General features: G+C 55.5%; 26 protein-coding genes and 1 pseudogene. All 27 read left to right on the top strand.

All coding sequences use genetic code 11. The features are described from left to right. Nucleotides 1–184 precede the first annotated feature (184 nt). The 27 genes and pseudogenes from rpoC to rpmD all read left to right on the top strand — a co-directional run bounded on the left by rpoC (nucleotide 185) and on the right by rpmD (nucleotide 18,821). Nucleotides 185–4,537 carry a DNA-directed RNA polymerase subunit beta' gene (gene rpoC / locus CDA63_RS00420; protein ID WP_088462474.1) on the top strand — a complete coding sequence of 1,451 codons (4,353 nt, stop codon included), beginning with the start codon at nucleotides 185–187 and terminating at the stop codon, nucleotides 4,535–4,537. A gap of 120 nt (nucleotides 4,538–4,657) precedes the next feature. Next, nucleotides 4,658–5,005 (top strand): DUF3467 domain-containing protein, encoded by a 348-nt coding sequence (locus CDA63_RS00415; protein ID WP_088462473.1) that lies wholly within the window; start codon nucleotides 4,658–4,660, stop codon nucleotides 5,003–5,005. Between the two features lie 122 nt (nucleotides 5,006–5,127). Then, nucleotides 5,128–5,319 (top strand): hypothetical protein, encoded by a 192-nt coding sequence (locus CDA63_RS00410; RefSeq protein WP_088462472.1) that lies wholly within the window; start codon nucleotides 5,128–5,130, stop codon nucleotides 5,317–5,319. Between the two features lie 83 nt (nucleotides 5,320–5,402). Continuing rightward, on the top strand, nucleotides 5,403–5,792 hold the full coding sequence (locus tag CDA63_RS00405) for a hypothetical protein (protein WP_126546657.1): 390 nt from the start codon (nucleotides 5,403–5,405) through the stop codon (nucleotides 5,790–5,792). A gap of 351 nt (nucleotides 5,793–6,143) precedes the next feature. Next, nucleotides 6,144–6,566, top strand: a complete 423-nt coding sequence (gene rpsL, locus CDA63_RS00400) for a 30S ribosomal protein S12 (protein WP_088462470.1) — start codon at nucleotides 6,144–6,146, stop codon at nucleotides 6,564–6,566. Nucleotides 6,567–6,652: 86 nt separating this feature from the next. Beyond that, entirely contained in the window at nucleotides 6,653–7,120 is a 468-nt protein-coding gene (rpsG, locus tag CDA63_RS00395; RefSeq protein ID WP_019946177.1) for a 30S ribosomal protein S7, read from the top strand. Nucleotides 7,121–7,219: 99 nt separating this feature from the next. Then, nucleotides 7,220–9,364 carry an elongation factor G gene (gene fusA / locus CDA63_RS00390; protein WP_088462469.1) on the top strand — a complete coding sequence of 715 codons (2,145 nt, stop codon included), beginning with the start codon at nucleotides 7,220–7,222 and terminating at the stop codon, nucleotides 9,362–9,364. A gap of 21 nt (nucleotides 9,365–9,385) precedes the next feature. Continuing rightward, nucleotides 9,386–9,691, top strand: a complete 306-nt coding sequence (gene rpsJ, locus CDA63_RS00385) for a 30S ribosomal protein S10 (RefSeq protein WP_019946175.1) — start codon at nucleotides 9,386–9,388, stop codon at nucleotides 9,689–9,691. Between the two features lie 290 nt (nucleotides 9,692–9,981). Then, nucleotides 9,982–10,608 (top strand): 50S ribosomal protein L3, encoded by a 627-nt coding sequence (gene rplC, locus CDA63_RS00380; RefSeq protein ID WP_088462468.1) that lies wholly within the window; start codon nucleotides 9,982–9,984, stop codon nucleotides 10,606–10,608. A gap of 9 nt (nucleotides 10,609–10,617) precedes the next feature. Continuing rightward, a complete protein-coding gene (gene rplD, locus CDA63_RS00375; RefSeq protein WP_088462467.1) occupies nucleotides 10,618–11,256 on the top strand; it encodes a 50S ribosomal protein L4 in 639 nt (212 codons plus the stop codon). Then, complete coding sequence (gene rplW, locus CDA63_RS00370) at nucleotides 11,256–11,543, top strand: 50S ribosomal protein L23 (RefSeq protein ID WP_088462466.1); 288 nt, start codon at nucleotides 11,256–11,258, stop codon at nucleotides 11,541–11,543. The genes rplD and rplW overlap by 1 nt, the downstream gene beginning before the upstream one ends. Nucleotides 11,544–11,582: 39 nt before the next feature. Further along, complete coding sequence (gene rplB / locus CDA63_RS00365) at nucleotides 11,583–12,410, top strand: 50S ribosomal protein L2 (protein WP_088462465.1); 828 nt, start codon at nucleotides 11,583–11,585, stop codon at nucleotides 12,408–12,410. A 3-nt stretch (nucleotides 12,411–12,413) separates the two neighbouring features. Continuing rightward, entirely contained in the window at nucleotides 12,414–12,692 is a 279-nt protein-coding gene (gene rpsS, locus CDA63_RS00360) for a 30S ribosomal protein S19 (protein WP_088462464.1), read from the top strand. A 1-nt stretch (nucleotide 12,693) separates the two neighbouring features. Next, on the top strand, nucleotides 12,694–13,173 hold the full coding sequence (gene rplV / locus CDA63_RS00355; protein WP_088462463.1) for a 50S ribosomal protein L22: 480 nt from the start codon (nucleotides 12,694–12,696) through the stop codon (nucleotides 13,171–13,173). A 5-nt stretch (nucleotides 13,174–13,178) separates the two neighbouring features. Further along, complete coding sequence (rpsC, locus tag CDA63_RS00350) at nucleotides 13,179–14,048, top strand: 30S ribosomal protein S3 (RefSeq protein ID WP_088462462.1); 870 nt, start codon at nucleotides 13,179–13,181, stop codon at nucleotides 14,046–14,048. A 39-nt stretch (nucleotides 14,049–14,087) separates the two neighbouring features. Then, nucleotides 14,088–14,513 carry a 50S ribosomal protein L16 gene (rplP, locus tag CDA63_RS00345; protein ID WP_088462461.1) on the top strand — a complete coding sequence of 142 codons (426 nt, stop codon included), beginning with the start codon at nucleotides 14,088–14,090 and terminating at the stop codon, nucleotides 14,511–14,513. Between the two features lies 1 nt (nucleotide 14,514). Further along, complete coding sequence (gene rpmC, locus CDA63_RS00340; protein WP_088462460.1) at nucleotides 14,515–14,727, top strand: 50S ribosomal protein L29; 213 nt, start codon at nucleotides 14,515–14,517, stop codon at nucleotides 14,725–14,727. A 2-nt stretch (nucleotides 14,728–14,729) separates the two neighbouring features. Continuing rightward, nucleotides 14,730–15,023: a 30S ribosomal protein S17 gene (rpsQ, locus tag CDA63_RS00335; protein WP_088462459.1), complete on the top strand. Its 294-nt coding sequence runs from the start codon at nucleotides 14,730–14,732 to the stop codon at nucleotides 15,021–15,023. Between the two features lies 1 nt (nucleotide 15,024). Further along, nucleotides 15,025–15,393: a 50S ribosomal protein L14 gene (gene rplN, locus CDA63_RS00330; protein WP_088462458.1), complete on the top strand. Its 369-nt coding sequence runs from the start codon at nucleotides 15,025–15,027 to the stop codon at nucleotides 15,391–15,393. A 2-nt stretch (nucleotides 15,394–15,395) separates the two neighbouring features. After that, nucleotides 15,396–15,641: pseudogene (rplX, locus tag CDA63_RS00325) on the top strand (50S ribosomal protein L24); the annotation flags it as partial. Nucleotides 15,642–15,668: 27 nt separating this feature from the next. After that, on the top strand, nucleotides 15,669–16,229 hold the full coding sequence (rplE, locus tag CDA63_RS00320) for a 50S ribosomal protein L5 (protein ID WP_088462456.1): 561 nt from the start codon (nucleotides 15,669–15,671) through the stop codon (nucleotides 16,227–16,229). Beyond that, on the top strand, nucleotides 16,222–16,491 hold the full coding sequence (gene rpsN / locus CDA63_RS00315; RefSeq protein ID WP_088462455.1) for a 30S ribosomal protein S14: 270 nt from the start codon (nucleotides 16,222–16,224) through the stop codon (nucleotides 16,489–16,491). The genes rplE and rpsN overlap by 8 nt, the downstream gene beginning before the upstream one ends. Nucleotides 16,492–16,689: 198 nt before the next feature. Continuing rightward, nucleotides 16,690–17,088 (top strand): 30S ribosomal protein S8, encoded by a 399-nt coding sequence (gene rpsH, locus CDA63_RS00310; RefSeq protein WP_088462454.1) that lies wholly within the window; start codon nucleotides 16,690–16,692, stop codon nucleotides 17,086–17,088. 20 nt (nucleotides 17,089–17,108) lie between these two features. After that, nucleotides 17,109–17,663, top strand: a complete 555-nt coding sequence (gene rplF / locus CDA63_RS00305; protein ID WP_088462453.1) for a 50S ribosomal protein L6 — start codon at nucleotides 17,109–17,111, stop codon at nucleotides 17,661–17,663. Nucleotides 17,664–17,672: 9 nt separating this feature from the next. After that, on the top strand, nucleotides 17,673–18,023 hold the full coding sequence (rplR, locus tag CDA63_RS00300; protein ID WP_044515439.1) for a 50S ribosomal protein L18: 351 nt from the start codon (nucleotides 17,673–17,675) through the stop codon (nucleotides 18,021–18,023). A gap of 9 nt (nucleotides 18,024–18,032) precedes the next feature. Further along, the gene (gene rpsE, locus CDA63_RS00295; protein ID WP_242434502.1) at nucleotides 18,033–18,635 is read left to right on the top strand and encodes a 30S ribosomal protein S5; all 603 of its coding nucleotides are present in this window, start codon (nucleotides 18,033–18,035) and stop codon (nucleotides 18,633–18,635) included. 6 nt (nucleotides 18,636–18,641) lie between these two features. Then, nucleotides 18,642–18,821, top strand: coding sequence for a 50S ribosomal protein L30 (rpmD, locus tag CDA63_RS00290; RefSeq protein ID WP_088462452.1), 180 nt, complete (start codon nucleotides 18,642–18,644; stop codon nucleotides 18,819–18,821). The last annotated feature ends 10 nt before the right edge of the window (nucleotides 18,822–18,831 follow it).

The raw sequence follows: 18,831 nt of genomic DNA, 5'->3' as shown, positions 1-18,831 counted from the left end.
TAAGCCGCAGTTTGCCCAAACTGGGGTCGTTACCTATCAGACCTGTTTAAAACTACCGCGTGGCGTACCTATCCGACCCGCGGAGCACTTTTAGCAGAGTCGTCCTGTTAGGGTATTTCGGCTTTTCTTAAGAGAAGCGGTTTTTCCCGGCAGATAAACAGCCAACAGCTAATAGCTTTCCTACATGGCGTTTGCAAAAAACAAGAAACTGGTCCAGGACTTCTCGAAAGTCACCATTTCGCTGGCCTCGCCCGAATCCATTCTGGAGCGGTCGAACGGCGAGGTGATCAAGCCTGAGACTATCAACTACCGGACGTACAAGCCCGAGATGGGCGGCTTGTTCTGCGAGCGGATTTTCGGTCCTGTAAAGGACTGGGAGTGCCACTGCGGCAAATACAAGCGCATCCGTTATAAGGGCATCATCTGCGACCGTTGTGGCGTGGAGGTGACCGAGAAGAAAGTTCGCCGGGAGCGGATGGGCCACATCGAATTGGTGGTGCCCGTTGCGCATATCTGGTACTTCAAGTCACTACCTAATAAAATCGGCTACTTGCTGGGCCTGCCCACCAAGAAGCTCGACCAGATTATCTACTACGAGCGCTACGCCGTGGTGCAGCCGGGTGTACTGGCTGAGGAAGGCGTGCAGCAGCTCGACTTCCTGACCGAAGACGAATACCTAGACATCATCGACAAGCTCCCCAGGGAGAACCAGATGCTGCCGAACGACGACCCGAACAAGTTCATCGCTCGCATGGGTGCCGAGGCGCTGCAAATGCTCCTCGAGCGCATCAACCTCGATGAGCTGAGCTACTCACTGCGCGACTCTGCTGCTACCGAAACTTCGCAGCAGCGGAAAGCTGAGGCGTTAAAGCGGCTGCGCGTAGTAGAGGCGTTCCGTGATGCGGCTACCCGCGTGGAGAACCGCCCCGAGTGGATGGTTATCCGCATGGTGCCCGTAATTCCGCCGGAGCTGCGCCCGCTCGTGCCGTTGGATGGTGGCCGTTTCGCTACTTCCGACCTAAACGACCTGTACCGTCGCGTAATTATCCGCAACAACCGCCTCAAGCGCCTGATCGAGATCAAGGCGCCGGAGGTGATTTTGCGGAACGAGAAGCGTATGCTGCAGGAAGCCGTGGATTCGCTCTTCGACAACTCGCGGAAGGTGAATGCCGTGCGCGCCGAAGGCAACCGCGCCCTGAAGTCGCTGTCCGATATGCTGAAAGGCAAGCAGGGCCGCTTCCGCCAGAACCTGCTCGGTAAGCGTGTCGACTATTCTGGTCGTTCAGTTATCGTGGTTGGTCCCGAGCTGAAGCTGCACGAGTGCGGTCTGCCCAAGAACATGGCGGCCGAGCTGTTCAAGCCGTTCATTATCCGCAAGCTCATTGAGCGCGGTATCGTGAAAACGGTAAAGTCGGCCAAGAAAATCGTGGACCGCAAGGACGCTGTTGTCTGGGACATTCTGGAGAACGTGCTGAAAGGCCATCCAGTACTGCTCAACCGGGCCCCAACGCTTCACCGTCTGGGTATCCAGGCGTTCCAGCCGCGCCTCATCGAGGGCAAGGCTATCCAGCTGCACCCGCTCGTTTGTACGGCCTTCAACGCTGACTTTGACGGTGACCAGATGGCTGTGCACGTGCCCCTGGGCCCGGCCGCTATTCTGGAAGCCTCCATGCTCATGCTGGCTTCGCACAACATCCTTAACCCCGCCAACGGCGCGCCCATCGCGGTACCGTCGCAGGACATGGTGTTGGGCCTGTACTACGTGACCAAAGGCAAGCGCACGACTCCCGAGGAATCTATCCAGGGTGAAGGCCGCGTTTTCTACTCCGATGAGGAAGTAGTTATTGCTATCAATGAGGAGCAGCTCTCCAAGCACGCCTATATCAAGGTGCGCACTCAGGTTCGCGACGAGGATGATAACCTCGTGACGAAAATCATCGAAACCGTTGCCGGCCGCGTGCTCTTCAACCAGCTCGTGCCCGTCGAAGTAGGTTTCGTAGATGAGCTGCTGACCAAGAAAAAGCTTCAGCAGATCATTTCGATGGTCTTCAAGCGCACCGGCATGGCCCGCACCGCGCAGTTCCTCGACGACATCAAGACACTGGGCTTCCAGTCGGCTTACAAAGGTGGTCTATCGATGGGTCTGGGTGACATCCAGATTCCCAAGGAGAAGGATGAGCTGATTTTGCAGGCGCAGAACGACGTGAAGGCGGTAACCCAGAACTACCAGATGGGTCTGATTACCGATAATGAGCGTTACAACCAGGTTATCGACATCTGGACGCGTATCAACAACCAAATCACTGAAACCCTCATGGGTCGCCTCGAAAAGGAGAACCAGGGCTTCAACTCGATTTACATGATGATGCACTCTGGTGCCCGTGGTTCGCGCGAGCAGATTCGTCAGCTCGGCGGTATGCGGGGTCTGATGGCTAAGCCACAGAAGTCGCTCCAGGGCTCGATTGGTGAGATTATCGAGAACCCGATTTTGTCCAACTTTAAAGAAGGCTTGGACGTAATCGAGTACTTCATCTCGACCCACGGTGCCCGGAAAGGCCTCGCCGACACGGCCCTGAAAACGGCTGACGCCGGCTACCTGACCCGTCGTTTGGTAGACGTATCGCAGGACGTTATCGTGAACGAGCCCGATTGCGGCACGTTGCGCGGTATCGAAACTTTCGCCCTCAAGGACAACGAGGACATTGTGGAGCCATTGGCCGAACGTATCCTAGGTCGCGTCGCCGTTCACGATATCCTCGATCCGCTCACGGACGAGATTATCCTGACCGCTGGTGATGAAATCACGGAGGAGGTAACCCGCCGTATTGATAACACGAGCATCGAGTCGGTGGAAATCCGCTCGGTACTGACCTGCGAAAGCAAGCGTGGTATCTGCGCCAAGTGCTACGGCCGTAACCTGTCGTCGGGCCGCATGGTCCAGCGTGGTGAGGCAGTAGGTGTAATTGCCGCACAATCCATCGGCGAACCGGGTACCCAGCTCACGCTGCGTACCTTCCACGTAGGTGGTACGGCTTCCAACATTGCCGTAGAAGCCAGCATCCGCGCCAAGTTCGCGGGTGTGGTGGAGTTCGAAGATATCCGCACCGTGGATACCCTGACCGACGAAGGCGTGAAGGGCAAAGTGGTGATGGGTCGCTCGGGCGAAATCCGCATCGTGGAGAAGGGTACTGGCAAGGTGTTCATCTCGAACCACGTGCCGTACGGCTCGTTCCTGTTGGTCGATGAAGGCCAGGAGGTAGAGAAGGGCGAGGAGCTCAACAACTGGGACCCTTACAACGCCGTTATTCTGGCCGAGTTTGATGGTAGTGTTGTGTACGATGCCATTATTGATGGCATCACCTACCGCGAGGAGTCGGATGAGCAGACGGGTCACCGCGAGAAGGTGATCATCGAATCGAAGTCGGCCAAGGACCAGAACCCCGCCATCATTGTGCGCCCCGGTAAAAAGGGCGACGAGGAGGGACAGAAAGGTTACAGCATTCCGGTGGGCTCCCACATCAACGTGGAGAACGGCCAGAAAATTAAGGCTGGTCAGATCCTAGCCAAGATTCCGCGTGCCGTAGGTAAAACCCGCGACATTACCGGTGGTCTGCCCCGCGTTACGGAGCTCTTCGAAGCCCGGAACCCGTCGAACCCAGCCGTTGTGGCCGAAATCGACGGTGTGGTAACCTACGGTACGGTGAAGCGTGGTAACCGTGAAATCTTCGTGGAGTCGAAAGACGGCGTCAAGAAGAAGTACATGGTACCACTGTCGAAGCACATTCTGGTGCAGGACAACGACTTCATCCGCGCTGGTTCGCCGCTGTCGGATGGTGCCATCACGCCGTCCGATATCCTGAGCATTCAGGGCCCCGGTGCCGTGCAGGAATACCTCGTGAACGAGATTCAGGAGGTGTACCGTTTGCAGGGTGTGAAAATCAACGATAAGCACATCGAGGTGGTCGTTCGCCAGATGATGCAGAAGGTAGTTATCCTCGACGCTGGTGACACGTCGTTCCTCGAACATCAGGTAATCGACAAGATTATCTTCATGGAAGAGAACGATACCATCATCGACATGAAAGTGGTAATTAATGCCGGTGATTCAAGCAACTTCAAGCCCGGCCAGATTGTAACGGCTCGTCGCCTACGCGACGAGAACAGCAGCCTGCGCCGCCGCGACCTGCAACTGGTGGAAGTGCGCGACGCCCAGCCTTCGGTTTCGCGTCCGACCCTCCAAGGTATCACCCAAGCCTCGTTGGGCACCCAGTCGTTCATCTCGGCCGCTTCCTTCCAGGAGACGACCAAGGTGCTGTCGGAAGCCGCCATTCGTGGCAAGGCCGACGAACTACTGGGCCTCAAGGAGAACGTAATTGTGGGTCACCTCATCCCGGCTGGTACCGGTCTGCGCGAGTACACGCGTCAGATTGTGGGCTCGAAGGAAGAAATGGAAGCCGCTCAGGCCGCCAAGGCCGAAGAGGCTGCCACGCCTACCAAGCGTCCATCGCGCGCCAAGCGCGAAGTTTCGGCAGAGTAATCTGCGGAAGTGAATAAATAAGAGAAGCCGACCGGAGCAATCCGGTCGGCTTTTTCTTTTGTGGTAGCTTTGGTACCGGCCACGAGAATACGGGCCAGCCCTTTTACACTTCCTTTTCCTATGAACCAACCCACCGAACCCCAGAACACTGACGCGGCCCAGCCACAGGATCCGAACGCTATCAACATTGAGCTGTCGGAGGAAATCGCCGAGGGCGAATATGCCAACCTGGCTATGATTGCGCATAGTAGCAGCGAATTTGTCGTTGACTTCATCCGGCTGATGCCGGGTCTACCCAAGGCCAAGGTCAAGTCGCGCATCATCCTCACGCCCGAGCACGCCAAGCGGTTGCAGGCGGCCCTGGCCGAGAACATCGAACGGTTTGAGCAGGCTCACGGCGCCATTAAGCCCCAGCAAGACGCTCCCGCCTATCCAATGGGCTTTGGTGGCACGATGGGGGAGGCTTAAGGCATACGAACAACAAGTAGCGGAAGCGGCTTTCATCTGTCCGATGAAAGCCGCTTTTTTTTACCCGCTTGCTGGCAAAGTATAATGGATGACGCGGCCTGCCTGCGCGTTACCTTTGCCACATGAATTACCTGGCTTACGGTCTGGCGGTTATTCGCAGCGAAGCCATTTATAACATCCTAAACTACGACGCCGTTGCAGAAGCTGCTATGGATACGCGGATACTGATTTACACCAAAGATATCCCTGCTTTTCAGCAGTTATTAGGGTCCCGGTACGATGTGGTATACCCGGCAGTGCAGGCAACTCAGTAGCAGCAGTGGCGGGGGCAGCCAATAAAGTATACCTGCTGAAAATAGGCGTACTGGAACACGCTGCCGCCTATTACCCCGGCAATTTGCTCTTTCTGGATACTGACACCATCTGGCGCCGCAACCCCAAGCCATTGTTCGCCCACGTCGAAGTCGGCGGCTTCCTGATGCACCAGAACGAAGGCCGATTAATTTCCGGAAATCTTCTGAGTCGGAAAATCTGCCGCCGCTTATGCGGGCAGAGCTTGCGGGTGGCCGACCGCAACTATAACTTGACTCCGGCAACCGAACTGTTTAATTCCGGCGTCATTGCTTTCCGTAGCGACAAGGCCTACCTGCTGAACGACATAATGGCCCTAGCCGAGCAGTTATATGCAGCCTACAACAAGCACATGATGGAGCAATTGGCCTTCAGTCTGCGCTTCGCCGCCGAGGGTCCGATTACTGATGTGCCGGATTATCTGTGGCACTATTAGAACCTGAAGGCAGCGCGGCCCGCCATTACTAATGTCGTTACCCGTTACGCCGGAGAGCAACCAACTAAAGAACTGCTACCGCACTTTCAACGTCTCGGGCTAGCTGAGCTGCATCAGCAACAGTTGGCCTACCGCCAACTGCCCGGCTGGCGGCGTGCCTGGCGCAAACTCACGGGCCGGCGTTGGCAGATACCCTCGTTACTTGGGTAGCAGCTTCGCAGTAGCTGTAAATACAGCAGCAACATCATCTAAAACAAACTATGTCAACAGGTTTGCTATTGGTCGACATCTTTTCTACCTTTGCAAGCCTAATTTTTGGGAGAGAACCCTCCTTGACAAAACATTCCGTAAATGCCTACTATCAACCAGTTAGTACGAAAAGGCCGCGAGAAACTGACGACTAAGTCGAAGTCGCCGGCCCTTGATTCGTGCCCGCAGCGCCGTGGCGTCTGCACCCGGGTGTACACCACCACGCCTAAGAAGCCGAACTCGGCTATGCGTAAGGTTGCTCGCGTGCGCCTCACCAACGGCAAAGAAGTCAACGCCTACATCCCAGGCGAAGGCCACAACCTCCAGGAGCACAGCATCGTGCTGATTCGTGGTGGTCGGGTGAAAGACTTACCCGGTGTACGTTACCACATCATCCGCGGTGCCCTTGATACTGCCGGTGTAAACGGCCGTACTCAGCGCCGCTCGAAGTACGGTGCCAAGCGTCCGAAGCCCGGTCAGGTAGCCGCGGCTGGCAAGGGTGCTCCCGCTAAGAAGAAAAAGTAATTGAAGCCGAGTGAGGTAGTGCGAAGTGCTGGATAGCACATGGTTCTTATCCCACTTTCCCGCTACGTCAACTCAATTCTACCCCCATGAGAAAGTCAAAACCAAAGAAGCGCATCCTCCTGCCCGATCCTAAGTACAAGGAGACGCTGGTAACCCGGTTCGTCAACTACATGATGTATGACGGCAAGAAAAACCTGGCATACACCATTTTCTACGATGCTTGCGAGCTGGTAGAAGCGCGCACCAAGGAAAGCGGCGTGGAGATGTGGCGCAAAGCCCTCAACAACGTAATGCCGACTGTGGAAGTAAAGAGCCGCCGCGTAGGTGGTGCTACCTTCCAGGTGCCGATCGAAGTTCGCCCGGACCGTCGTATTGCTGTTGGCTCGAAGTGGCTGATTCAGTACGCTCGTCGTCGTGGTGAGAAAACGATGAAGGACAAGCTGGCCGGCGAAATTATCGCCGCCGCTAAGGGTGAAGGTGCCGCCGTCAAGAAGAAGGACGACACCCACCGGATGGCTGAAGCCAACAAGGCTTTCTCGCACTTCCGTTTCTAAGCCGACGAATGAGCGAATGTGGGCTTGAGCGCTGGTTCAGTAACTGAACTATTCACTCGCCGTGCACATTCACTGATTCACTCATTCACTAATCGACCAATGGCTGTAAATCAAGATCTGCAATACCTCCGGAACATTGGGATTATGGCGCACATCGACGCCGGTAAAACCACCACGTCGGAGCGCATTCTCTATTATACCGGTAAGACCCACAAAATCGGGGAAGTGCACGAAGGTGCCGCCACGATGGACTGGATGGAGCAGGAGCAGGAGCGGGGTATCACCATTACCTCGGCTGCTACTACTACCTTCTGGAACTACCCGACTGACTCCAACGGCGAGCCAGTTGAAAGCACCAAGCAGTACAAAATCAACCTGATTGATACTCCCGGCCACGTAGACTTCACCGTAGAGGTGGAACGCTCGTTGCGCGTGCTCGACGGCGCTGTTGCGCTGTTCTGCGCCGTATCTGGTGTGGAGCCTCAGTCAGAAACCGTATGGCGTCAGGCTGACAAGTACAAGGTGCCCCGCATCTGCTTCGTCAACAAGATGGACCGTGCCGGTGCTGACTTCTTCAAGGCCGTAAACGAAATCAAAGAGAAGCTGGGCGCTAACCCCGTGCCACTCCAGATTCCGATTGGCGCTGAAGATACCTTCAAGGGCGTAGTTGACCTGCTGACTGGCAAAGCCATCGTGTGGGACGACGCTACCCAAGGCAAATCCTTCCACGAAATCCCGGTTCCTGAGGACCTCGTGGACACGGTAGCCGAGTGGCGCCAGAAGCTCATCGAGAGCGTAGCCGAGTATGACGACGCTTTGCTCGAGAAGTTCTTCGACAACCCTGACTCCATCACTCGCGAGGAAATGATGGTCGTTATCCGCCAGGCGGTTATCGACATGAAGTTCTCGCCCGTGATGTGCGGTTCGGCGTTCAAGAACAAGGGTGTACAGACGATGCTGGACGGCGTAATGGCCTACCTGCCCTCGCCACTCGATATGCCCCCCATCATCGGTAAAAACCCCGATACGGAGGAGGAAATCGAGCGTCACCCCGACAACTCGGAGCCCTTTACCGCTTTGGCGTTCAAGATTGCCACCGACCCCTTCGTGGGCCGCCTGTGCTTCTTCCGTTGCTACAGCGGCGTGCTCGATGCTGGCTCGTACGTGCACAACAACCGCACGAACAAGAAGGAGCGGATTTCGCGTCTCATGCAGATGCACTCCAACAAGCAGAACCCCATCGACAAGATTCAGGCTGGCGACATTGCTGCTGGCGTGGGTTTCAAAGACATCAAAACCGGCGATACGCTGAGCGACGAGAAGCACCCGATTGTGCTTGAGTCGATGTCGTTCCCCGAGCCGGTTATTGGTTACGCCATCGAGCCCAAGACGCAAGCCGACGTGGACAAGATGGGTATGGCCATTGCCAAGCTCGTGGAAGAAGACCCCACCCTGGTTGTACAGACCGACCCCGAGACGGGCCAGACTGTACTGAAAGGTATGGGTGAGCTTCACTTGGAAATCATCATCGACCGGATGCGTCGGGAGTTCAAGGTGGAAATCAATCAGGGTGCCCCAATGGTAGCCTACAAGGAGGTTCTCACCAAGAGCGTCGAGCACCGCGAAACCTACAAGAAGCAGACCGGTGGCCGCGGTAAATTCGGCGACATCGTGTTTGAACTCGGTCCCAAACTCACCGAGCCGGAGAAACCCGGTCTGGAGTTCGTCAATGACATCACGGGTGGCGTAATCCCCCGCGAATTCATTGCCCCGATTCAGAAAGGCTTTGAAGAGGCGATGAAAAACGGTCCGCTGGCGGGCTTCCCCATCGAGGGAATGCGCGTACGGCTGTACTACGGTTCCTTTCACGACGTTGACTCGGACGCCCTGTCGTTCGAACTCGCCGCCCGTGGTGGTTTCCGGGAAGCCGGCAAGCAAGCCGGTCCACGACTCCTTGAGCCTATCATGGCTGTAGAGGTAGTTTCGCCGGATGAATACACTGGCTCGGTAACGGGTGACCTGAACCGTCGTCGGGGTATTATGAAGGGCATGGACACGAAGGCGGGTGCCAACGTTATCAAGGCTGACGTTCCGCTGTCGGAGCTGTTCGGCTACGTAACGACGCTGCGCACCATATCGTCGGGTCGGGCCTCCGCTTCGCTTACGTTCTCGCACTACGACCAGGTGCCGAACAACCTCGCGGAAGCCATTATTGCCAAGCAGAAGGGCAACGCCATTCGCTAATCCGCTTTTTCATTAATCGACATGAACCAGAAAATTCGCATCAAGCTCAAATCCTACGACCACAACTTGGTGGACAAATCGTCGGAGAAGATTGTGACGGCGGTGAAGGCTACGGGCGCTATCGTTAGCGGTCCGATTCCCCTGCCCACAAAAAAGGAAAAATTCACCGTACTCCGTTCGCCCCACGTGAACAAGAAGAGCCGGGAGCAATTCCAGCTTTGCACCTACAAGCGTCTCGTTGACATCTACTCGACTTCGTCGAAGACCGTAGATGCGCTGATGAAACTGGAGTTGCCTAGCGGTGTTGACGTTGAAATCAAAGTCTGAGGACCGGATTTCCGTTAGCTAGCTAACCTGAAACGCCCCATTGACTTCTCGGAGTCGGTGGGGCGTTTTTGCGCATCTAGTGTGAGGTAGAGTAAGATTGATTTGAACGAGTATGGCAATTCCATCGAGTTAACTCTACAGGTGTCGAATGCCACTCTAACTACCTAGTTATGAAAATATTTCAGAGGCATCCTAGATATTTACAGAACATTTTCCTAGCTTTGCACTCCATTTCCGAAAATGCCATGCGGGCGTTTTCGAGTTGTGTCTTTTTCTAAAACCCCAATTGAATGCCTGGCATCATCGGTAAAAAAATCGGTATGACAAGCCTCTTCACTCCGGACGGGAAGAACATTCCCTGCACGCTCATCGAAGCGGGTCCGTGCGTAGTGACGCAGGTTAAGACCATCGCAACGGACGGCTACACGGCCGTTCAACTCGGCTACGGCGAGAAAAAAGCAAAGAACACGACCAAGCCATTGGTAGGTCACTTCGCTAAAGCCGGAACAACCCCCAAGAAGAAGCTTGTTGAGTTCCGCCTCGAGGAAGCTGAAATGGCTGATTACTCGGCCGGTGCTGAAATCAACACGTCGCTTTTCATCGAAGGTGAATTTGTTGACGTAGTAGGTACCTCTAAGGGTAAAGGCTTCCAGGGCGTTGTAAAGCGCTACAACTTTGCTGGTGTAGGTGGCCAAACCCACGGCCAGCACAACCGCGGCCGTCACCCTGGCTCCATTGGTGCCTGCTCGTGGCCTTCGCGCGTATTCAAAGGAATGCGCATGGGTGGCCGCATGGGCAACGACCGGGTGAAAGTGCAAAACCTGAAGGTTATGCGCATTGTAGCCGACAAAAACCTCATTCTGGTGAGCGGCTCGATTCCCGGTGCCAAGAACTCTTTCGTGCTCCTGGAGAAATAAGCTACTAAGATGGAACTGTCAGTAATCAATAGTAAAGGCGAAGACACGGGCCGCAAGGTGACCTTGTCCGACGCTATCTTCGGCATGGAGCCGAACGAGCACGTGATGTACCTCGACGTGAAGCAGTACTTGGCCAACCAGCGCCAGGGCACGCACAAGTCGAAGCAGCGCAACGAAGTGCACGGTACGACCAAGAAGCTCAAGAAGCAGAAAGGAACGGGCGGTGCCCGTGCCGGCTCTATGAAGTCGGGCGTATTCGTAGGTGGCGGCCGGATTTTCGGTCCTCAGCCCCGTGACTACGGCTTCAAGCTCAACAAAAAGACCAAGCGCCTGGCCCGTCTGTCGGCTCTCTCGACGCTGGCCCAGGACGGTAAGATATCGGTAGTGGAAAACATTACGATGTCGGCCGTGAAGACCAAGGACTTCGCCGCTATCATGGCTGGTCTGAAGCTGAACAACGGCAAGAAGACCCTGCTCGTAACGGGCGCGGTTGATAAGAACGTGGTCCTGTCGGCCCGTAACATCCAGCGCGTGAGCGTGGCTACCCCCGTAGCCCTCAACACCCACGATCTGCTGAACACCGATACGCTGCTGCTATCGGAGGATGGGCTGACGGCATTGGAACAACTTTATACCACTGCTGAATAATGAGCACTCTCAAGAAACCCATCCTATCGGAGAAGGCCACTGGGCTCAACGAACAAGGGAAGTATTCCTTCTACGTTGATATCGATGCCAACAAGGTGCAGATCAAGAAAGAGATTGAGCAGCTTTACGGCGTGACGGTGACCAACATCAGCACGATGCGCACCATCGGCAAAGTGAAGTCCAAGTTCACGAAGGGCGGATCCATCTCGGGTCGTCGTCCGCACGGCAAAAAGGCCGTGGTTACCGTGAAAGAAGGCGACCTGATCGACTTCTACAGCGGCCTCTAAGCCTGTCTTTCCGCCAAGAATTTTTCCTAAGCAAGAGTAATGGCACTCAAAAAACTAAGACCAACATCACCGGGTCAGCGCTTCCGCATCGCCCCGGCCTTCGACGAGATTACTGCGTCGACGCCGGAGAAGTCGCTGTTGGCACCCCTCAAAAACTCCGGTGGCCGTAACAATTCGGGCAAAATGTCGAACCGCTATATGGGCGGTGGACATAAAGCCAAGTACCGGATCATCGACTTCAAGCGTGACAAGGCCTCCGTGCCCGCCACGGTGAAGACGATTGAATACGATCCGAACCGCACCGCGCGTATTGCTTTGTTGCAGTATGCCGACGGTGAAAAGCGCTACATCATTGCTCCTGCCGGTTTGGTAGTAGGCAATGAGGTAGTGTCGGGTTCGGGCGTTGCACCGGAAGTTGGTAATGCCCTACCTCTGCGCGAAATTCCGCTGGGTACCATTGTACACAATATCGAGCTGATGCCCGGTAATGGTGCTGCAATGGCCCGCTCGGCCGGAACTTACGCCCAGCTGGTAGCTCGCGAAGAGAAGTACGCCACCCTGAAACTGCCCTCCGGCGAAATGCGCATGGTACTCGTTACCTGCATGGCTACGGTAGGCACCGTTTCTAACGGCGACCACATGAATGTTCGCCTCGGTAAGGCTGGCCGTAACCGCTGGTTGGGTCGTCGTCCGCGCGTTCGTGGTGTAGCCATGAACCCCGTAGATCACCCAATGGGTGGTGGTGAAGGCAAGTCGTCGGGTGGTCACCCACGCAGCCGTAACGGTATCTTCTCGAAAGGTCAGAAGACCCGTAACAAGAACAAGTATTCCGAGCAGCTGATCATCAACCGTAAAGGCAAGAAGTAAGCAATGGCACGTTCACTAAAAAAAGGGCCGTACATTGACTTCCGGCTCGAGAAGAAAGTAACGGCAATGGAGGAATCCGGCAAAAAGTCGGTGGTGAAGACTTGGTCTCGCCGCTCGATGATTTCGCCCGACTTCGTTGGCCACACCTTCGCCGTTCACAACGGCAATAAGTTCATCCCGGTGTATGTCACGGAGAACATGGTAGGACACAAACTCGGTGAGTTTGCTCCGACCCGTAACTTCCGCGGCCATATCGCCAAGAAAGATAAAGGCAAGCGCTAATATGGAAGCAGTAGCTAAACTCCGGAACGTGCCTACCTCGCCGCGCAAGATGCGCTTGGTAGCCAACCTGGTCCGTGGTCAGAAAGTGACCCGGGCCCTCGGCCTGCTGAAATTTGAGGCCAACTCAGGTGCCCCTAAAATCGAGAAACTGCTCCTGTCGGCTCTGGCCAACTGGCAGCAGAAGAACGAGGATGAGCGCATCGAGGACGCTAATCTCTACATCAAGGAGATTTTCGTGGATGAAGGCCGCATGCTAAAGCGTCTGCGCCCCGCCCCCCAGGGCCGTGGCCACCGTATTCGCAAGCGTAGCAACCACGTGACGCTGATCATTGACTCGAAAGTAGAACCACTTGGTAGCAAAGCTGCCGCCAAGCAGGCTGCTGAGACAAAAGGCACTGAGGCTACGGCAGAAGCCAAGCCGAAAGCTGCGCGTCGCAGCTCGAAGAAATCAACTGAAACCAAGGCAGAAGCCACCGCATAAGCACTATGGGACAGAAAGTAAATCCGGTTGGCTTCCGTTTGGGCGTCATTAAAGGATGGGACTCGAACTGGTACGGCGGCAAGGACTTTGCCGACAAGTTGGTTGAGGACGAAAAAATCCGCAAATACATCAACGCTCGTATTCCGAAAGGTGGCATCAGCCGCATCGTGATTGAGCGCACGCTGAAGCGCGTAACCATTACCATCAACACAGCCCGTCCGGGCGTAGTGATTGGCAAAGGCGGCGCCGAAGTGGACAAGATCAAGGACGAGCTGAAGCAGATCACCGGCAAAGACGTTCAGATCAACATTTTCGAGATCAAGCGTCCCGAGCTGGATGCTAAGCTGGTAGGCGAGAGCATCGCTCAGCAGCTGGCCGCCCGGATTTCGTTCCGTCGCGCCATGAAGATGTCGATCCAGGCTGCTATGCGTGTTGGTGCCGAAGGCATCAAGATTCAGTGCGGTGGTCGTTTGGGTGGTGCTGAAATCGCCCGCTCCGAGCAGTACAAGGAAGGTCGTACGCCGTTGCATACGCTGCGCGCTGACATCGACTACGCTCTCTCGGAAGCTCAGACGGTATATGGCAAGATCGGCATCAAGGTGTGGATCATGCGTGGCGAGGTATTCGGCAAGCCCGACCTCTCGCCTAACCAGCAGCCCGCAGGCGGCCAGGGCGACAGCCGTGGCGGTAACGACCGGGGCCCTCGTGGTGAGCGTGGCCCGCGCCGCGACCGTAACGACCGGGGTGGCGACAGCCGTGGTGGTGACCGGGGCGGCGACAGCCGCGGCGGTGGAGCCGGTGGTCAGCGTCGGGGTCCGGGTGGCCCAGGCGGTGCCGGCGGTGCTAACCGTGGCGGTGGCGCACCGCGTCGCTAGTCCTCTCCCTTTCTCTCGAATTTTAAGACAGTATCACTCATGTTACAACCGAAAAGGACCAAGTATCGCAAGATGCAAAAGGGTCGCATACATGGCTTAGCCCATCGCGGCAGCTCCATCGACTTCGGTTCATTTGCTATCAAGTCGCTGGAACAAGCGTGGATTACGGCTCGCCAGATTGAGGCTGCTCGTATTGCCATGACCCGCGCCATGAAGCGCGAAGGTCAAGTTTGGATCCGCATTTTCCCTGATAAGCCTATTACCAAGAAGCCTGCTGAAGTGCGGATGGGTAAGGGTAAGGGTTCGCCCGAGTATTGGGTGGCCTGTGTGAAGCCTGGCACTATCATGTTCGAATCGGACGGGGTAACGCTGGAAGTAGCTCAAGAGTCGCTGCGTCTGGCTGCTCAGAAACTGCCGGTACGGACGTCGTTTGTTGTTCGTCGTGACTACGTAGATAACAAGTAAGATGAAGAACACCGAAATCCGTAACCTCTCGCTAGAGGACCTCAAAAATCAATTGAAGACCGAGCAGACCTCGGGCCAGACCATGCGCTTTGCGCATGCCATCTCGCCGCTGGAAAATCCGCTCCGTCTGAAGCAAGCCCGCAAAAACGTCGCCCGTCTGCTGACTGAGTTGAAGCGTCGCGAGAATGAGCAGGCTACAAACACTGCTAACTAACGATGGCAAACAACGAAGAACAGCAGGGCACTGCCGCTACCACTGAGCGGAACCTGCGCAAAGAAATCATCGGCCGCGTAACCTCCTCCAAGATGGACAAGTCCATCACGGTGATGGTCGAGAGCAAGATGAAGCACCCGATCTACGGCAAGTTCGTTACCAAGTCGACCAAGTTCATGGCCCACGACGAGAACAACGAGTGCGGCGAAGGCGACACGGTGCGCATCATGGGCACCCGTCCGCTTAGCAAGAGCAAGCGGTGGAGATTGGTAGAAATCATAGAACGCGCCAAGTAAGATGATACAGCAAGAATCCCGTCTGACCGTCGCTGATAACAGCGGCGCCAAAGAAGTTCTTTGCATTCGTGTCCTCGGTGGCACGGGCAAAAAATACGCTAGTGTTGGCGACAAGATCGTAGTAGCCATCAAATCGGCTATCGGATCTGGCAACGCTAAAAAAGGTACGGTTTCCCGTGCTGTTGTTGTTCGCACGAAGAAGGAAGTACGCCGCAAGGACGGTTCCTATATTCGCTTCGACGATAACGCCGCCGTACTGCTCAACAATAACGACGAGCCCCGCGGTACCCGCATCTTCGGCCCTGTAGCCCGCGAGCTACGTGAGCGCCAGTTCATGAAGATCGTTTCGCTAGCCCCTGAAGTTCTCTAAGCATGGCAACGAAAAAAGCAACGCCTACGAAACTGCACGTGAAAACTGGTGACACCGTTCTGGTGATTTCCGGCGACGAGAAAGGTAAAACCGGCACTATCAAGTCGGTCAACCGTTCGACCCAGCGTGTTATCGTGGAAGGCCTTAACCTGGCAACCAAGCACAACAAACCTAGTGCGAAGAATCCCCAGGGCGGCATCACTAAGATCGAGGCCCCGATTCACGTGAGCAACGTGAAGCGCGTGGACTCGGCCAACGCCTAACCGCTCCCGATCATGGCCCGACTGAAAGAGAAATACAACAAAGAAGTAGTACCCGCGCTCCAGGAGAAATTCCAGTTCAAGAGCATCATGCAGGTACCGCGCATCAGCAAAATCTGCATCAACCGCGGCATCGGTGCCGCCGTAGCCGACAAGAAATTGGTCGACAACGGCGTGGATGAGCTCACGATCATCACTGGTCAAAAAGCTGTTCCTACCATCGCCAAGCGTTCGGTATCGAACTTTAAGCTGCGTGAGGGCATGCCAATTGGCGCCCGTGTGACGCTGCGTGGTGAGCAGATGTACGAATTCCTCGACCGTTTGCTGACTGTGGCGCTGCCCCGGGTACGTGACTTCAAAGGAATCAACGACAAAGGCTTCGACGGCCGGGGTAACTATACCTTGGGTGTGAAAGAGCAAATCATCTTCCCGGAAATTTCGATTGACAAAATCAAGTCGATTGCCGGCATGGACATCACTATCGTGACGACGGCCGAAAACGACGAGCAAAGCTACGAGCTGCTCAAGGCCTTCGGAATGCCATTCGCCAACGCTAAGAAAGAAAACAATGGCTAAGGAAAGCATGAAAGCACGGGAACGGAAGCGTATCGCTACCGTTGCCCGCTACGCCGAGAAGCGCAAGGCTCTAAAAGAGGCTGGCGACTACGAAGGCTTGGACAAACTGCCGCGCAATGCGTCGCCCGTGCGTCTGCACAACCGCGACAAAATCGACGGTCGTCCTCGTGGTTACATGCGTAAGTTCGGCATCAGCCGGGTACGCTTCCGCGAAATGGCTCTCGCCGGCAAAATTCCCGGCGTAACCAAGTCCAGCTGGTAATACCACTGTACGATTGCTGAAGCAGGGTTTCCTGTAGGGCAAGAATATTTGGCAGGTTGCCGAAAGAAACCATTGGCCGAGCCTTTATAAGCCGAGCCGAGTAGTCTTAACCGAAAATTTCGCTGACCCTTTCCGGGCCGGCGAAATTTTCATATCTTTGCGGCTCCCTAAAAATGGGCGCTGCCTTTTCACAATCGAATGAACACAGATCCAATTGCCGACTACCTGACCCGGGTACGCAATGCCATTAAGGCAAACCACCGGGTGGTGGAAATTCCGGCCAGCAACATCAAAAAGGAGATTACGAAGGTGCTCTACAAGAAGGGCTACATTCAGAGTTACCGGTTTGATGATGCCGCCGTGCAGGGAACGATCAAAATCGCTCTCAAATACAACCCCACCACGAAGGTGCCGGCTATCACGAAATTGCAGCGCGTGAGCTCGCCTGGTTTGCGCCAGTATGCACACGTAGGCAACATGCCCCGCGTACTCAGCGGCCTCGGTATTGCTATTCTCTCCACGTCGAAGGGCGTGATGACGGAGAAAGAGGCGAAGGCCGAGAACGTGGGCGGCGAGGTGCTGTGCTACGTTTACTAATCTGAAAGGAAACAGAAACTATGTCACGCATTGGTAAACTGCCCATCAATCTGCCCGACAACGTGCAGATTGAAGTGAGCAACGACAACAACGTAACCGTGAAGGGCCCAAAAGGCACCCTGGTGGTTCCCGTAGACCGCGACATCGCCGTGGCTACTGAGGACGGCCAGTTGGTTGTAACCCGCCCCACGGAGCAGAAGCGCCATAAGGCCATGCACGGTCTCTACCGTTCGCTGCTCAACAACGCCGTGAACGGTGTGAGCAACGGCCTCGAAGAGAAGCTTGAGCTGGTAGGTGTAGGTTACAAAGCCGCTATGGCTGGCACTACGCTGGAACTGGCGTTAGGCTACTCGCACAATATCTTCTTGGCTCTGCCAGCCGAAGTAACGGCTACGGCCGTGACCGAAAAAGGTAAAAACCCCATCGTTACCCTCACCAGCATCGATAAGCAGTTGCTGGGCCAGGTAGCAGCAAAGATTCGCTCGTTGCGTAAAGTTGAGCCCTACAAAGGCAAAGGCGTGCGTTTCGTGGGTGAGCAGATTCGTCGTAAGGCTGGTAAAACGGCTTCGAAATAATAACGCACCATGGCTTTCGATAAAGCAACTAGAAGAAAACGGATCCAGCGCATCATCCGCACTAAGGTGGCTGGCACGTCCGAGCGTCCGCGTTTGTCGGTGTTCCGCAGCAATACGGGTATTTATGCCCAGATTATTGACGACACTACTGGCAATACCCTGGCGTCTGCTTCCTCGAAGCACGTTTCGGTGGAAGGGGGCAACGGAGTCGCCCTCGCCGCCGCAGTCGGCAAAGAGCTTGCCGCCCGTGCTACTGGAAAAGGAATTTCGAAAGTGGTATTTGACCGTTCCGGTTACCTCTACCACGGCCGCGTAAAATCATTGGCAGAAGGAGCCCGCGAAGGCGGCCTCAATTTCTAATCTATCATCATGGCAGAATTTAACAACGGCCCCCGCGCTGGCGGTAACGACCGCGGCGGCAACGACCGTCGTGGTGGTGGCAATGACCGTAAGGGCGGCAACGACCGCAATAACGATTCGCGCACCGGCGATTCCGATCTGAAAGAGAAAGTAGTAGCTATCAACCGCGTTGCCAAAGTGGTAAAGGGTGGTCGCCGCTTCAGCTTCTCGGCCATTGTAGTGGTAGGTGACGGCAACGGCACTGTAGGCTACGGCCTCGGCAAGGCCAACGAAGTAACCGACGCCATTGCCAAAGGCATTGACGACGCGAAGAAGAACCTGGTGAAGGTGCCGCTGTATAAGCACACCGTTCCTCACGTAATGGAAGGCAAGTACTCGGGTGGTTTCGTGCTGGTTCAGCCGGCTGCTGCTGGTACGGGTGTAATTGCAGGCGGCGCAATGCGTGCCGTGTTCGAAAGCGCTGGTATCAAGGATGTACTCGCTAAGTCGAAAGGCTCGTCGAACCCCCACAACGTGGTGAAGGCTACCTTCGATGCCCTGCTGAAAATGCGCGACCCGTTGCAGATTGCACAAGCTCGTGGCATTACCCTCGCTCAAGTTTTTAACGGTTAAGAGACGATGGCGCAGATCCAAATCAAACTCGTAAAAAGCACTATCGACCGCCCCCAGCGGCAGAAGCGCACTGTGCAGGCCCTTGGCCTCGGCAAAATGAACAGCACCCGGATCGTGGAAAACACGCCCGAGTTGTCTGGCATGATCAAAGCCGTTCAGCACTTATTGGAAGTAACCGAACTCTAGGAATCTCCCG

The organism is Hymenobacter amundsenii, from assembly GCF_002204745.1.
In the GTDB taxonomy this organism is placed as follows: Bacteria; Bacteroidota; Bacteroidia; order Cytophagales; family Hymenobacteraceae; genus Hymenobacter; species Hymenobacter amundsenii.
The sequence above is the reverse complement of the archived record's forward strand: the minus strand, read 5'-3'. Positions and strand labels throughout refer to the sequence as shown.

Bases quoted from the DNA above. Each gene is read 5' to 3' on its own strand.
- rpoC (WP_088462474.1), top strand. From the start codon at position 185: ATGGCGTTTGCAAAAAACAAGAAACTGGTCCAGGACTTCTCGAAAGTC.
- CDA63_RS00415 (WP_088462473.1), top strand. From the start codon at position 4,658: ATGAACCAACCCACCGAACCCCAGAACACTGACGCGGCCCAGCCACAG.
- CDA63_RS00410 (WP_088462472.1), top strand. From the start codon at position 5,128: ATGAATTACCTGGCTTACGGTCTGGCGGTTATTCGCAGCGAAGCCATT.
- rpsL (WP_088462470.1), top strand. From the start codon at position 6,144: ATGCCTACTATCAACCAGTTAGTACGAAAAGGCCGCGAGAAACTGACG.
- rpsG (WP_019946177.1), top strand. From the start codon at position 6,653: ATGAGAAAGTCAAAACCAAAGAAGCGCATCCTCCTGCCCGATCCTAAG.
- fusA (WP_088462469.1), top strand. From the start codon at position 7,220: ATGGCTGTAAATCAAGATCTGCAATACCTCCGGAACATTGGGATTATG.
- rpsJ (WP_019946175.1), top strand. From the start codon at position 9,386: ATGAACCAGAAAATTCGCATCAAGCTCAAATCCTACGACCACAACTTG.
- rplC (WP_088462468.1), top strand. From the start codon at position 9,982: ATGCCTGGCATCATCGGTAAAAAAATCGGTATGACAAGCCTCTTCACT.
- rplD (WP_088462467.1), top strand. From the start codon at position 10,618: ATGGAACTGTCAGTAATCAATAGTAAAGGCGAAGACACGGGCCGCAAG.
- rplW (WP_088462466.1), top strand. From the start codon at position 11,256: ATGAGCACTCTCAAGAAACCCATCCTATCGGAGAAGGCCACTGGGCTC.
- rplB (WP_088462465.1), top strand. From the start codon at position 11,583: ATGGCACTCAAAAAACTAAGACCAACATCACCGGGTCAGCGCTTCCGC.
- rpsS (WP_088462464.1), top strand. From the start codon at position 12,414: ATGGCACGTTCACTAAAAAAAGGGCCGTACATTGACTTCCGGCTCGAG.
- rplV (WP_088462463.1), top strand. From the start codon at position 12,694: ATGGAAGCAGTAGCTAAACTCCGGAACGTGCCTACCTCGCCGCGCAAG.
- rpsC (WP_088462462.1), top strand. From the start codon at position 13,179: ATGGGACAGAAAGTAAATCCGGTTGGCTTCCGTTTGGGCGTCATTAAA.
- rplP (WP_088462461.1), top strand. From the start codon at position 14,088: ATGTTACAACCGAAAAGGACCAAGTATCGCAAGATGCAAAAGGGTCGC.
- rpmC (WP_088462460.1), top strand. From the start codon at position 14,515: ATGAAGAACACCGAAATCCGTAACCTCTCGCTAGAGGACCTCAAAAAT.
- rpsQ (WP_088462459.1), top strand. From the start codon at position 14,730: ATGGCAAACAACGAAGAACAGCAGGGCACTGCCGCTACCACTGAGCGG.
- rplN (WP_088462458.1), top strand. From the start codon at position 15,025: ATGATACAGCAAGAATCCCGTCTGACCGTCGCTGATAACAGCGGCGCC.
- rplE (WP_088462456.1), top strand. From the start codon at position 15,669: ATGGCCCGACTGAAAGAGAAATACAACAAAGAAGTAGTACCCGCGCTC.
- rpsN (WP_088462455.1), top strand. From the start codon at position 16,222: ATGGCTAAGGAAAGCATGAAAGCACGGGAACGGAAGCGTATCGCTACC.
- rpsH (WP_088462454.1), top strand. From the start codon at position 16,690: ATGAACACAGATCCAATTGCCGACTACCTGACCCGGGTACGCAATGCC.
- rplF (WP_088462453.1), top strand. From the start codon at position 17,109: ATGTCACGCATTGGTAAACTGCCCATCAATCTGCCCGACAACGTGCAG.
- rplR (WP_044515439.1), top strand. From the start codon at position 17,673: ATGGCTTTCGATAAAGCAACTAGAAGAAAACGGATCCAGCGCATCATC.
- rpsE (WP_242434502.1), top strand. From the start codon at position 18,033: ATGGCAGAATTTAACAACGGCCCCCGCGCTGGCGGTAACGACCGCGGC.
- rpmD (WP_088462452.1), top strand. From the start codon at position 18,642: ATGGCGCAGATCCAAATCAAACTCGTAAAAAGCACTATCGACCGCCCC.